General features: G+C 68.5%; 11 protein-coding genes and 1 other RNA gene. 10 read left to right on the top strand and 2 right to left on the bottom strand.

The window, feature by feature from the left end:
* The first annotated feature begins 32 nt into the window (after positions 1–32).
* From B1H50_RS08400 to B1H50_RS08390, 3 genes are all read left to right on the top strand, one after another.
* Complete coding sequence (locus B1H50_RS08400) at positions 33–1,637, top strand: GTPase domain-containing protein (protein WP_080463331.1); 1,605 nt, start codon at positions 33–35, stop codon at positions 1,635–1,637.
* A complete protein-coding gene (locus B1H50_RS08395) occupies positions 1,634–3,127 on the top strand; it encodes a GTPase (RefSeq protein ID WP_373284826.1) in 1,494 nt (497 codons plus the stop codon). Before B1H50_RS08400 ends, B1H50_RS08395 begins: the two co-directional genes overlap by 4 nt.
* 154 nt (positions 3,128–3,281) lie before the next feature.
* On the top strand, positions 3,282–3,875 hold the full coding sequence (locus B1H50_RS08390) for a single-stranded DNA-binding protein (protein WP_080463330.1): 594 nt from the start codon (positions 3,282–3,284) through the stop codon (positions 3,873–3,875).
* A gap of 34 nt (positions 3,876–3,909) precedes the next feature.
* On the opposite strand, the gene B1H50_RS08385 is transcribed toward B1H50_RS08390, so the two are convergent.
* Complete coding sequence (locus B1H50_RS08385) at positions 3,910–4,449, bottom strand: TY-Chap domain-containing protein (RefSeq protein ID WP_080463329.1); 540 nt, start codon at positions 4,447–4,449, stop codon at positions 3,910–3,912.
* A gap of 206 nt (positions 4,450–4,655) precedes the next feature.
* Here B1H50_RS08385 and ftsE point away from each other — a divergent pair, with 206 nt between their 5' ends.
* From ftsE to B1H50_RS09640, 6 genes are all read left to right on the top strand, one after another.
* Positions 4,656–5,345 (top strand): cell division ATP-binding protein FtsE, encoded by a 690-nt coding sequence (gene ftsE, locus B1H50_RS08380; protein WP_073452333.1) that lies wholly within the window; start codon positions 4,656–4,658, stop codon positions 5,343–5,345.
* Positions 5,346–5,357: 12 nt separating this feature from the next.
* Positions 5,358–6,275: a permease-like cell division protein FtsX gene (gene ftsX, locus B1H50_RS08375; RefSeq protein WP_080463328.1), complete on the top strand. Its 918-nt coding sequence runs from the start codon at positions 5,358–5,360 to the stop codon at positions 6,273–6,275.
* Positions 6,276–6,283: 8 nt separating this feature from the next.
* Positions 6,284–7,564 carry a M23 family metallopeptidase gene (locus B1H50_RS08370; RefSeq protein ID WP_143231779.1) on the top strand — a complete coding sequence of 427 codons (1,281 nt, stop codon included), beginning with the start codon at positions 6,284–6,286 and terminating at the stop codon, positions 7,562–7,564.
* A gap of 138 nt (positions 7,565–7,702) precedes the next feature.
* Positions 7,703–8,245 carry an SsrA-binding protein SmpB gene (gene smpB / locus B1H50_RS08365; protein ID WP_080463327.1) on the top strand — a complete coding sequence of 181 codons (543 nt, stop codon included), beginning with the start codon at positions 7,703–7,705 and terminating at the stop codon, positions 8,243–8,245.
* 117 nt (positions 8,246–8,362) lie between these two features.
* Positions 8,363–8,733: a transfer-messenger RNA gene (ssrA, locus tag B1H50_RS08360) on the top strand.
* Positions 8,734–9,399: 666 nt separating this feature from the next.
* Positions 9,400–9,612, top strand: a complete 213-nt coding sequence (locus B1H50_RS09640; protein ID WP_143231778.1) for a hypothetical protein — start codon at positions 9,400–9,402, stop codon at positions 9,610–9,612.
* 394 nt (positions 9,613–10,006) lie between these two features.
* On the opposite strand, the gene B1H50_RS08355 is transcribed toward B1H50_RS09640, so the two are convergent.
* Complete coding sequence (locus B1H50_RS08355) at positions 10,007–10,738, bottom strand: FadR/GntR family transcriptional regulator (RefSeq protein WP_188640740.1); 732 nt, start codon at positions 10,736–10,738, stop codon at positions 10,007–10,009.
* A gap of 175 nt (positions 10,739–10,913) precedes the next feature.
* Here B1H50_RS08355 and B1H50_RS08350 point away from each other — a divergent pair, with 175 nt between their 5' ends.
* Positions 10,914–12,548 (top strand): ABC transporter substrate-binding protein, encoded by a 1,635-nt coding sequence (locus B1H50_RS08350; protein WP_080463326.1) that lies wholly within the window; start codon positions 10,914–10,916, stop codon positions 12,546–12,548.
* The last annotated feature ends 10 nt before the right edge of the window (positions 12,549–12,558 follow it).

The raw sequence follows: 12,558 nt of genomic DNA, 5'->3' as shown, positions 1-12,558 counted from the left end.
GCGATCAGCCCTGTTGCCCATATTGTTGGATCATGCCCCCTACCGCCCCATCGGCATCCCCAGCACCCCATGGGGATGGCCTGCCCTCCTCGGCGCTCAGTCGCGCCCAACTCATCGAGGTGCTCAACAGCACTGTTGGCGACCTCGAGCGGCTCGATCTGGCATTGGGCGCTTCCGAGACGGAGGCCGCTCGCCGTCTGCGCCACAGCCTCATCTGCCAGATCCGTGACCACGTCCTGCCCCGCATCGCCGACGCCGAGGTCCCGGCCATCGTCGTCGTCGGCGGTTCCACTGGCGCCGGCAAGTCCACCCTCGTCAACTCCGTGCTCGGGGCGGAGGTCTCCGTCGCTGGGGTCCTGCGCCCGACGACGCGCACCCCCGTCCTCGTGGTCAACCCCGAGGACCGCGAGCCGCTCAGCGACCACTCCCTCGCCAGCGTGTGCACGATCCGGGAGTCCGAGGCGGTGCCCGCCGGTCTGGCCCTCGTGGACGCCTCGGACCTGGACTCGGTCCACGAGTCCAACAGGGTCCTGGCCGCGCGCCTCCTGGAATCGGCCGACCTATGGCTCTTCGTCACCACCGCCGCTCGCTACGGGGACCAGACGCCGTGGACCACGCTGGAGGCCGCCGCTGAGCGGAAGATGCCCATCGCGATCGTCCTCAACCGCGTGCGCGCCGACGTCCTGCCGGAGGTGCGCAGGGACCTCATGACCCGCCTGGACCGGATCGGACTGGCCGAGGCCCCCTTCTTCGTCATCCCCGACGCCGGCCCGCACGAGGGCCTCCTGCCCGAAGAGGCCGTCGGTGAGATCCGCGACTGGCTGCGGCTGCTGGCCGGGCGCCATCGCGCCGCCGGCCTGGTGCGTCGCGGTGGCCGCGGTCTGTGGTCCGCCCTCAAGAGCGATCTGGCCGCACTGGCCGACGCCGTCGATATCCAGGACGACGCCGCCAAGCGCCTGGAGGAGGCCACCGCCGCGCTGCTCGTCGACCCCGGCGCCGAGATCCGCTCGGACCTGGAGCGCGGGGAGATCGGTGAGGGCGCGCCCGCCACCCGGTGGGTCACCCTGGCGTCCTCCGGCGCCCCGCTCGCCCCCCTGGCCACGGGATCGCGCCTGCCCTGGGGCCTGTTCGGGCGCGCCGCCAAGGTCCGGGCGGAGGCTCTCGCCAAACTCGCCTCCGACTCCCAGTCGGCCCTCGCTTCGCGTCTCGAGGCCGCCCTCGTCGCCCTGGCCGACGACGTCCAGCGGATCTGGACCGAGGCCGGGGCGGAGGAGTCCGCCGGGCGCCTCCTGCCGGCTGTCCCCGACTCCGAGGCGATCATCGCCGAATGGGCCGACGCTGTCCGCGCCAACCCGGGGGCCTCCGCTCGCGGCCTGCGCGGGACGGCGATCGGCGATCTGATCATCGCTGCCGCCGCTGGCGTCGAGGGCTCGCGAACCGCCACTGACAGGCTCCGCCTGGCCGAAGCCGTGGACTGCGCGCGCTCCTCCCTGACCGCCACGTTCGACGCCGCCCTGGCGCGCGTAGCTCCCCCCGGGACGGCCCTCGGGCTCGCCCCCGACCCCGCGCTCGCCGCGGCGCTGCGCCTGCGCTCGGGCGAGCTCACTCCCTTCACCCGCCCTGGAGCGACCGCATGACCACCTCTCCCAAGCCTGATCAGTCCCGCACTGCCTCGACCGCCCAGGAGGACTCCCCGATGGTGCTCGACGCCGCCCACCTCGATGCCCGGCTCCATCGCCTGCGCGCGGCCATCGACTCCTGCCCGACGGAGGTGCCCGCCTCCCTCGCCCTGCCCGCGCGAACCAGCCTCGAGGAGGTCGGCGAGCGGCTCGTCCTGGGCGTGGACCACACCGTTGTCGCCCTCCTGGGAGGCACCGGATCGGGGAAGTCCTCCCTCTTCAACGCGCTGTCCGGGCTGCAGTTCGCCGATGTGGGCGCCCGGCGCCCCACCACCTCGGAGTCGGCGGCCTGCACCTGGGGCGATGATGCCATCGCCCTGCTGGACTTCCTGGGCGTCAACGACGAGCGTCGCATCCGCCGCGAGTCCCTCCTCGACGCCGACGACGAGGACGAGCTCGCCGGTCTCGTCCTGCTCGACGTCCCCGACTACGACTCGGTGACCACCGAGCACGCCCTCCAGGTGGACCGGCTCGTGCCCTTGGCCGACGTGCTCGTGTGGGTGGTCGATCCCCAGAAGTACGCCGACGCCGCTCTTCATGAGGGCTATCTGCGGGGTCTGGGCGCCCGCCAGGAGGACATGCTGCTGCTCGTCAATCAGGTTGACACCCTGCCCCCCGGCGGGCAGGAGCGCCTCCTGAGGGACATCCGGTCCCTCTTGGACTCCGACGGGCTCCACGAGGTCCGGGTTATCCCCGTCTCGGCGGTCCGCGGCGACAACCTCACCCAGGTCCGCGACATCCTCATCGAAAGGGTCCGCCGCGAGTCCAACGCCGCGCGCACCGCCTCCGCCGAGCTCGATGCCATCTGCCTGCGCCTTCGCCCGTCCGCCGCGGCCCACCCCGTGGTCACTTCGCCCGAGCACGAGGCCGCCGCCGTCGATGCCCTCGTCCACGCCTCGGGCGCGCGCGCTGTGGAGGCCTCCATCCGCGAGGGACTGGCGCGGCCGCTGCCGCGAGCCCTGGCCCGCCCGGAGGCCCCTTCTCGTCCGGCCGTGACCGCCATCCGCACCACGTGGATGCGCCGCACCACCGAGGGCCTGCCCGCCGCCTGGCTGCGCAGCGTCGACGCCGAGGTCATGAGCCCGGAGACCCTGGCCGCCCAGACCGCTGAGGCGGTCGGTTCCATCCGCCTGCCCGGGCACCGCTCGCCGGTCATCGAGCTCGGCTGGTGGGGAGGCCTCATCGCCACGCTGCTGGGGCTCGCCTGGGGCGGCCTCATGATCGCTCAGGGCGGCAATTTCCTCATCCCCGTCGCCCTGCTCGTCCTGGGCGCGCTGCTGTTCCTCTGGTCGGGGGCCCGCCGCATTGCGCGCGCCGATCAGGAGGCCAACGACTACGCGGACCGGGTGCGAGAGAGGCTCGCCGTTGTCGCCGCCCGGGGGCTGACCACGCCCGCGCAGGGTGTGCTCGCCCGGCATCGGGAACTGCGCGAGGCCCTGCGCGTCTGAGCGCCCGTGCCCCAGGCACCCGGTGGGGAACCACAGGCGCCGCGGCGTCGCCCGAGCGGGTCCGCCTGGGGACCCGTCGGCCCACGGCCAACCCGCCTCGTGCACTGTGGGAGGCAACCGGCACCCGGCCGGATCCTCACCCACAGGAGTCATCATGACGCACCAGCTCGACCTCACCATCCAGGGCACCCTGGGCACCAACCCCGTCCTCACGTTCTCCGGCAACGATGAGCGGCGCCTGGCTTACTGCCGCTTCCGAGTCGCCACCACCACCCGCCATCGCACGCGCTCAGGCCAATGGGTCGACGACGCCACCATGTGGTTCACCGCCAAGTGCTGGGGGAGCCTGGCGCTCAACGCCGCCGAGGCCCTGCGCAAGGGGGACCCCGTCCTCCTCGCCGGACGCATGACTCAGGAGGCGTGGGACTCGGGCAAGGGCGTCATCATCACCAACGTGCTCAGTCTCACCGCCGTCGGCCATGACCTCAACCGCGGCTACACCCGCTTCGCCCGCGTCCGCCGTGATGAGAATGGCAATGAGCTCCCCGACGGCGCCACGACCCCCGCGAGCCCGTCGAGCGCGACGACGCCGGGCGCCGCCAGTGCCGGATCGGCGGACGCCGCCCCGGGTCCCGCGGCGCCCGCGCCATTGCCGGCGGACCACTGGGAGGCGCCGGCCGAGCAGGCCGGGCAGTCGGCGGAGCCGCCCTACGTCGTCGTCGACGAGTCAGTCCAGGAGGAGGGGTAGGGGTCCTCGAGGCCAGTGCCCTCGCCGGGGCGGCTCAAGCCTGGGCGAGGAGATGGTCGAGGTCCGCCGGGTGCGCCACCCGCAGCACCTCGATGAGGGCGCGCGTCATCACCTCGGCGGCCCGGGTGGCGTCGTCGAAGGCCTGGCGCATGACCTCCCCGTCGGATTCCCATCCCAGAGCGTTCAGCCCCTGGCGCATCGCGTCGTCGAGGAGGAACCTTCCCGCCTCATCGACGATCGGCAGGTCCACCTCAACGCCGCCACCGCGCCCGAGGACGATCATCCCGGGCGGCTCCGGGGATACCTCGGGCCGGCCGCGAGAGGAGAGGAGCACGCGCAGCCCCCGGTGCCGGCCGAGGGCATCCTGAGCGGCCGCCGGCGCAGGAGCGGTGAGCAGGATCATCAGCCCCGCCCGGGCGTCGAGACCACTGGCGGAGAGCCCGTCCTGGGCTGCGCCCCCGCTCAGCGCCGTCAGGAAGGGGGCCAGGGACGGTGTGAAGCGCGCCCATGAGCCGTGGTCCACCATCGAGGCGAAGGAATCGCTCGCGGCGCGAAGCGCCTCCTGCTCGTTCATGGGACCAGGCTATCGGGCGAGGGGGCGGCGGGCATCCGGCCGCGAGGACGGTGGGGCGGCGCCGGGGAGGGCAGGCACCCGCGCATCACAGGGTTGTCGCCTTGCTCTCGCCTGGGCGTGTCACGGGCTGGATTCGCCTTCATCGTGCGTACCGTGGCTCCGACCGGCGCGCGTTGGCGCCTGTGCCTGCCAGGAGCGATCCACCGATGATCCGATTCGACCATGTCTCCAAGGTCTACAAACGAGGGGCCCGTCCCGCGCTCGACGATGTCGATATCGAGATCGAGCGCGGCGAGTTCGTGTTCCTCGTGGGCGCCTCCGGCTCCGGGAAGTCGACCTTCCTGCGCCTGACCCTGCGCGAGGAGCGCCCCACCTCAGGGGCGGTGCACGCGCTGGGACGGGACCTCTCCCAGATCTCCACCTGGAAGGTCCCCCAGCTGCGCCGCGAGATGGGCTTCGTCTTCCAGGACTTCCGCCTGCTGGAGACCAAGCCGGTCGCCGAGAACGTCGCCCTGGCAGCCCAGGTCATCGGCAAGCCGAGCCACTACATCCGCACCGCCGTGCCCGAGGCGCTCAAGCTCGTCGGCCTGTCCGGCAAGGAGAAGCGCCTCCCTCACGAGCTCTCCGGCGGCGAGCAGCAGCGCGTCGCCATCGCCCGGGCCATGGTCAATCGTCCCAAGCTGCTCCTGGCCGATGAGCCCACCGGCAACCTCGACCCCTCGACCTCCGTGGGCATCATGCGCCTCCTGGACCGGATCAACCGGCAGGGGACCACGGTGGTCATGGCCACCCACGATGATGAGATCGTCGATCAGATGCGCAAGCGGGTGATCGAGCTCAAGAGCGGCAAGGTCGTGCGCGACCAGGACCGCGGCGTCTACGGCTCGGACCGCTGAGGAGAACCGCTGATGAGATTCCGCCTGATCACCGCTGAGACCCTCAAGGGGCTGTCCCGGAACGTCGCCATGACGATCTCGGTCATCCTCGTCTCCTTCGTCTCCCTGCTGTTCGTCGGCTCCGCCGCTCTCCTGCAGTCCCAGATCTCGACCATGAAGGGGGAGTGGTACGACAAGGTTCAGGTCAGCGTCTACATGTGCCCGCCCTCCTCGGCCCGCCCCGAGTGCGTTGCCGGCGAGGCCACGCAGGCGCAGATCAACGCCGTCGAGCAGCTCTTGGGCTCCGAGGCGCTGTCCTCCTACGTCAAGGAGTACACGATCGAGACGAAGGCCGAGGCCTACGCCAGGTTCATGAAGGCCTATGGAAACACCCCCATCGGGCGCACCGCCACGGAGGAGATGATGCCGATCTCCTTCCGCGTCAAGCTCAACGACCCCCAGAAGTACCAGGTGGTCTCCGAGCAGTTCGCCGGGCGCGATGGCGTCGAGCGCGTCGTCGACCAGCGCTCCACCCTGGATCCGCTCTTCCTGGTCATGAATCGCGCCACCTGGATCGCCGGGGGCCTGGCGGCGATCATGGCCCTGGCGGCGGTCCTCCTCATCTCGACGACGATCCGCCTGTCCGCGATGAGCCGCTCCAAGGAGACGAGCATCATGCGGCTCGTGGGCGCCTCCAACCTCTTCATACAGCTGCCCTTCATCCTGGAGGGCGTCATCGCGGCGCTCATCGGGGCGCTGATGTCCATCGGCGCCCTGTGGCTGGGCGTGTACTACATCATCGAGCACTGGCTGAGCCGCTCGGTGACCTTCACCAGCGCCTTCATCCGCACCAGTGATGTTCTCTACATCGCCCCCTGGCTCATCCTGGCCGCCGTCGCGCTGGCCGCGATCTCCTCCGCCGCCTCCCTGTCGAAGTACACGAGGGTGTGAGCTGAACCGTGTCCCGCCGGAGCCTCCCCATCCTCCTCGCCGCCGCCCTGTGCCTGACTCCCCTGTCCTCCGCCCTGGCGGATGACCGATCCGACGCCGTCGATGAGCGCAACGAGGCACAGCGCAAGCAGGCCGAGCTCGCCTCCTCCCTGGAGGGGGTCTCCGCCGACCTGGGGCAGGCCTACATCGACTTGCAGAACGTCCAGACCAGCCTGACGACCGCTGAGACCGAGCTGAAGACCGCGGAGACGACCCTGAAGGAGAAGGAGCGAGAGCGGAAGACCGCCGCCGATCGCCTCACGATCGCCGAGGACTCCCTGGCGCAGATCACTGCGGAGGCCTCCGCCTCGCAGTCCGCCGCCGATGAGACCTCCGGCGCCGTGGCCCAGCTCGTCGTGTCCGCCCACCAGGGCGATACCTCGGTGACCTCCCTGACCTATGTCCTGGAGTCGGGCTCCGCCGAGGAGCTCAGCTCCCGTGCCGAGACGATGCAGATCGCCTCCGGCGTCCAGGAGTCGGTGCTGTCCGCCGCCGAGGCCAAGCGGGCCCAGGACGCCAACCGCAAGGCACGCCAGGACGCCGCCACCAGGCGGGTCGCCGTCCTCAAGGCGGATGCCGACGCCGCCGCCACCGCCGCTCAGACCGCGCGCGATGACGCCAAGACCAAACGGGATACCGTCTCTACCCTGGCAGCCCAGAAGGCCAAGGCCGCCTCCGACCTCGAGGCCCGCAAGACCGACCTCGAGGCCCAGCAGGCCCAGGCCGCCAAGGACGCCGATGCCGCGGCGGCCAAGATCGCGGAGATCGACGCCAAGAACCGGGCCGCCTACGCCGCTGGGCAGACGGGAGTCTCCTCGGACTCCATCGCCGCGGACTCCCTGGGAGCGGGATACATCGGCCACCCGATCTCCGGGCCGCTCACCGTCACCTCACCCTTCGGGTTCCGCATCCACCCCGTCACCGGGGTCGGCGTGGGACACCAGGGAACGGACTTCGCCGCCGCCGAGGGCACTCCGCAGTACGCCTCCGTGTCGGGAACGGCCACCTACTGGGATTCCCCGTCCTGCGGAATCGGCATCGACATCAACGCCGGCTACATCGACGGGAACTCCTATGTCATCACCCTGTGCCACCTCTCCGGGCGGGCGATTGCGGACGGCCAGTACGTCAACCGCGGTGATGTCGTCGGCTACACCGGCTCCACGGGCTACGCGACGGGCCCGCACGTTCACTTCCAGGTCGCGCGGGACGGCGCGTACATCGATCCCATGACACTTCCCGGCTTCTGAAGCCCGGGGCGGAGCGCCCAGCGCGCGAAGGGGCCCATGCGGCGCGTAGACTCTCCAGTCCGCGCGCCGCGCCCGCCTTCGGTATCCGCCAGGGCCCGGCGGCGCGGCGATCGCATCGTGAACCGGAGGGAGACGACCATGGCCTCATCGGGCAGGGCAGGGCAGGGCAAGCCCAAGAAGCCGACACCGGGCGAGCGCGCCAAGGCCGCCTCGGACGCCCACAAGACGATCGCCCGCAACAAGAAGGCCAGTCACGACTACTTCATCGAGGACCGCTACGAGGCGGGGCTGGCGCTGACCGGCACGGAGGTCAAGGCCCTGCGCATGGGGCGGGCCTCGCTGACCGAGGCCTGGATCGAGATCGACCGCAACGGCGAGGCCTGGTTGCAGGGCGCTCATATCCCCGAATACCTTCAGGGCACGTGGAACAACCACGCCCCGCGCCGCAAGCGCAAGCTCCTCCTGCATCGCGCCGAGCTCGCCAAGCTCGCCATGCGCGTGGCCGCGAAGGGCTTCACCATCGTCCCGCTGGAGCTGTACTTCATCGGTGGCCGGGCGAAGCTCGAGATCGCCCTGGCCAGGGGCAAGCAGGACTGGGACAAGCGGCAGGCGCTGCGCGAGGCGCAGGACAACCGCGAGGCCCAGCGCGCCATGGCGGCCGCCAACCGGCGCCGGGGTTGAGCGCTGGAACTTCGGGCAATCCGGCGCGGCCTATCTGGACCGCTTCGTGAATCGCCTGCTATGATCGGCAGCCGGTGCGGGCGCGCCCAGTGGGCTCGCTGGCGCCACAACTCCATAGGGGATGATCGGTTTCGACGACGGTCATGGGTTCAGGAGAAGCGGGTCGAGGATGCGCAGTCATCTCGTCAACGCTCTGCGCGAACCTATAGGTGCCGATAACACTCGCACCGACTTCGCCCTCGCCGCCTGAGCGAGCCTCGAAGTCCGTCAGCCCGGGGTTCGCTTCCGCCCCGGTTCCTGGCGTCATCCAGGGAGCCACTGCTGAGGAACCGTGTCGGTAGGTTCCTCGGGACTCCTCATCGACTGAGCCCGTCGGCGTCCTTGCTCGCGTGAGACGCCGGGGCCGAGAAAATCACTAGCGAGCTGCGCCCGGAGAAGTCCTGTTGCATGCCCGTCGGACCGGGGTTCGATTCCCCGCATCTCCACCAACTAGATGCTGGTTTGGATACAATCCAAACCAGCATCTTTTTCATGCCTGTGGGTGGGTTTCCCTTGTAAATACTCGGGTTTGTGGGGGAGTGGGGTGGTGTCTGAGAGCTTCGTGGCGGTGCCCTGGTGGTGACCTGGCGGGGTATTTTGCCGCCGTGGCGGGGGTTCGGGGGCGTGTCGCGGTGCGTTCGTAGGGTGGGCCAAAAGGTTTAGGCCTGCGTCAAAAGGTGGAAGGAAAACTAATTTGATAAGTAGTGAGTGGACGAATGGAGTGAATAAAGCGTGAGGCATTTGTTAGAAGTGAATGATACTAGAATCATATGGAGGTGGCGTCTAACAGTGCTTGACAACGCAGAGGTTGTAAGGCACAATATTCTGTGAGAGAGAGGTTGAATTATGTTGCAGCGTAGACAATCTTCCAGGGTAGGCGACACTATGGGGGCAAAGTCCCTTCTGCCGGCTGTGCTCGTTGCCTCGGTCTTACTAGGCTTTATTTTTATGCTAGTCGGCCTCCCTCCCTTCGGTGGGATTTGTTTCGTTGTCGCATTAGTCGTCGCGTTGACGATACTGTTTGAGGCGATGATCGAGAAGCGCGCTGAATGACCAATGTCTAGAATGTCGACAAGTCACTAAGATCTTTGAAAGTTTTGTTTTAGGGCCGGTCGATGCTGAATTTCCAAAGTGAGGCCTATCTCGACGCGCCACAAGCGGGGGAAGCGACCGTACAGGTCATGGACAACCTCTCCGGAGCTATCAAGGCAGCCAATGGCTCGGGATCTAACGACTCCGTTCAGATCGCCGAAAGGGTCGTGAACCTCGTGGAGAGCCGCACCGTTGCCCTTGCGCAAGCTAATGAAACCACCTGGGAGCCCGAATGAGGAGCCGACGTGGTGCCGCTCGTGCGTCTTGAGTACTCGCTCAGTGTGCAGCGGCGCATCCTTGGAACAGCAGCCTGAAACACAACCGTGGGGGCGGCCCCAGGTGAGCGCCTGGGGCCCCACGTTCCTTCCGATGTCCGTCACTACGAGCCGTATTCCTCGCCGATCCGCCGCGCCTCCACTATGTGAGGGAGGCGAATACCGCGACCCCGCCGAGTGCGCTCAACGCGACCTACAGATGAGACTGCTCATCGGCTTCGCCCGTGACCTTCTTGACCGCCTGAGCGGCTTCTAAGGACAGCGCCATTGTGTCCCGCTCCGGCCGGCGGGGAGGAACCGGTCCTGTCGGCGTCGCCTCGCCGACAGGACCGGGCGGCGGTGCCCGGGGACGGGCTCAGGCGCTCAGGGCCGAGGCGAGTGGGGCGTAGTGCCTGCGGGTGGCCTTGCGGTAGGCGTCGGCATCGCCCTTCCTCGCCGCCTCGAGCATCTCCCGGTGCGCCTTGGCCGTGATGATGATGTCTTCCGCGGCGGGGGCGTCCATGAGGGGCACGGTCAGCGTGTGGACCGCCCAGAAGGCGTCGATGAGGTGGGACCACAGGTGGTTGGACAGGGGCTCCAGGAGGCGCGCGTGGAAGGCCCGGTCCTGCTCGGAGAAGGTCTTGCCCTCAGCGGCGAGTTCCTCCATGTCGTCGATGTAGCCGTCGAGGACGGGGTCGGGACGGTCCTTCCAGGTCTTGACGACCTGATCGGCCAGAGCGATGTCCAGGGTTGTGCGCACCTCGACGACGTCGCGCAGACTCGCGTAGTCGTCGCCCGGGGCGAGCAGGCCGCGGAAGACGAGCGACTCGACCATCGGGCGCATGGAGACCTGGCCGACGAACATGCCGTGGCCGTGACGGACCTCCACGATGTCCAGTGCGACGAGCGTGCGCACCGCCTCGCGCACGGAGGAGCGCGACACGCCGAGGCCAGCGCACAGCTTCGACTCGGTGGGCAGCGGGTCGCCCGGTTGGAGGTGCTGGGAGAGTATGTAGTCCTTGATCGCGCTCATCGCGGTGGACGCCTGGGTCATCGGTGCCGGGGACAATGCGACGTAGGTGTTGCGCTGGGCGTCTCCGGGGGCCATGTGTGGCGCACCTCACTTTCTCGCTCTTCGGCTCGATTGGCTGGGTCTCTGTCGGCCAAGGTCCCGTAGAGATTCTGACACGGTTTCGTCAACGGCTGGCTGGAAGCGGGCTGAACCTGCTAGACTCATTCTACGTACGTCAGACATAAGACGTCAGACTTCAGGAGTCCATCCAATGGCGATTTCAGTTCCCCGCGCTTCCCGGCGCGACTTCATCAAGATCAGCTCCACCATGGGCCTGGCCGCCGGCATTGCCGCGACCCTCGCTGCCTGCGGTGGTGGGACCGCCAAGAAGTCCAGCACTGGCGCTGGATCCTCGGCCGCCCCCGATGTCGAGGTGACCAACAAGGATGGCGTCATCGCCGCCGGCATCTCCTACGAGCTCGGCACCAACGGCTATGACCCGATGACGACGACGTCGGCCCTGACCGTCGCCGCCAACTGGCACACCATGGAGGGCCTGACCGAGATCCACCCCGTCACCCGCGAGTGCTACCCGGCTCTCGGCGCCGCGCTGCCCACCAAGGTCAGCGACACGAGTTACGAGGTCGCCCTGCGCGACGGCGCGGTCTTCTCCGACGGCACCGCCGTCACTGTCGAGGACGTCGTCTTCTCCTTCGAGCGGGTCCTCAACCCGGACAACGAGTCCCTGTACGCCTCCTTCCTCCCCTTCCTGGACAAGGTGGAGAAGAAGGACGATAAGACCGTCACCCTCACGCTCAAGTACCCCTTCTCGCTGGTCGCGGAGCGCGTCGCCGTGGTCAAGATCGTCCCGAAGGCCGCCGTCGAGGCCGACGCGAAGGCCTTCGATCAGATGCCCGTGGGCACCGGCCCCTACGTCATGAAGGACAACGGCGCCGCCACTAAGACCGTCGTCTTCGAGCGCAATGACAAGTACAACGGCTCCAAGCCCGCCCTGGCCAAGTCCATGACCTGGCAGATCCTGCCCGATGACACCACTCGCACCAACGCGATGAGCAACGGCACGGTCCAGGCGATCGACGCCGTCCCGGCCGCTCAGCTCACCGCCATGTCCGCCCCCATCAAGGTCAGTGCCGAGCAGGGCTTCGGCCTCCTGTTCGCGATGTTCAACTGCGGCTCCGAGCCCATGAAGGACGTCAAGAACCGTCAGGCGATCCTCTACGCCCTCGATTACGAATCCATCTGCAAGAACGGCATGGCGGGCCTGGCCACCCCGGCCACCTGCTTCGTCCAGAAGGGGCACCCCGCATACCGCGCCGCCAAGGTGGACTACTCCACCGGCGGCGTCGAGAAGGCCAAGGCCCTCCTTGCCGAGACCGGGCTGAAGAGCGTGCGCCTGCTGTGCTCCGACCACGGCTGGTTCTCCTCGGTCCGCCCGATCATCAAGGAGAACCTCGAGGCCGCGGGCCTGACGGTCACCTACGAGGAGAAGAAGTCCGCCGACGTCTACAACACCATCGATGGCGTTCCCGAGGCCTACGACATCGTCGTGGCCCCCGGCGACCCCTCGGTGTTCGGCAACGACGCGGACCTGCTCCTGCGCTGGTGGTACGCCGGCGACACATGGATCGACAAGCGCCTGCACTGGAAGGGGCAGGAGTCGCAGACCAAGATCCAGGAGATGCTGGACTCCGCCGTGCAGAAGACCGGTGACGAGCAGGTGGCGGCCTGGCAGGAGATCTTCGACGCCATCTCCGAGGTCGTGCCGCTCTACCCGATCTTCCACCGCAAGACTCCCACGGCCTGGAACGGCGACACCCTGGTCAACTTCAAGCCGATCACCCTCACCGGTCTGTCCTTCGCTGGGGTCGGTTCGAACAACAGCTGAGTCCCGTGGG

Origin of the sequence: Actinomyces gaoshouyii, from assembly GCF_002072175.1 — a bacterium.
GTDB classification, from domain to species: Bacteria; Actinomycetota; Actinomycetes; order Actinomycetales; family Actinomycetaceae; genus Actinomyces; species Actinomyces gaoshouyii.
The sequence above is the reverse complement of the archived record's forward strand: the minus strand, read 5'-3'. Positions and strand labels throughout refer to the sequence as shown.

Bases quoted from the DNA above. Each gene is read 5' to 3' on its own strand.
- B1H50_RS08355 (WP_188640740.1), bottom strand. From the start codon at position 10,738: ATGGCCCCCGGAGACGCCCAGCGCAACACCTACGTCGCATTGTCCCCG.
- B1H50_RS08400 (WP_080463331.1), top strand. From the start codon at position 33: ATGCCCCCTACCGCCCCATCGGCATCCCCAGCACCCCATGGGGATGGC.
- B1H50_RS08350 (WP_080463326.1), top strand. From the start codon at position 10,914: ATGGCGATTTCAGTTCCCCGCGCTTCCCGGCGCGACTTCATCAAGATC.
- B1H50_RS08385 (WP_080463329.1), bottom strand. From the start codon at position 4,449: ATGAACGAGCAGGAGGCGCTTCGCGCCGCGAGCGATTCCTTCGCCTCG.
- B1H50_RS08390 (WP_080463330.1), top strand. From the start codon at position 3,282: ATGACGCACCAGCTCGACCTCACCATCCAGGGCACCCTGGGCACCAAC.
- B1H50_RS09640 (WP_143231778.1), top strand. From the start codon at position 9,400: ATGCTGAATTTCCAAAGTGAGGCCTATCTCGACGCGCCACAAGCGGGG.
- smpB (WP_080463327.1), top strand. From the start codon at position 7,703: ATGGCCTCATCGGGCAGGGCAGGGCAGGGCAAGCCCAAGAAGCCGACA.
- ftsX (WP_080463328.1), top strand. From the start codon at position 5,358: ATGAGATTCCGCCTGATCACCGCTGAGACCCTCAAGGGGCTGTCCCGG.
- ftsE (WP_073452333.1), top strand. From the start codon at position 4,656: ATGATCCGATTCGACCATGTCTCCAAGGTCTACAAACGAGGGGCCCGT.
- B1H50_RS08395 (WP_373284826.1), top strand. From the start codon at position 1,634: ATGACCACCTCTCCCAAGCCTGATCAGTCCCGCACTGCCTCGACCGCC.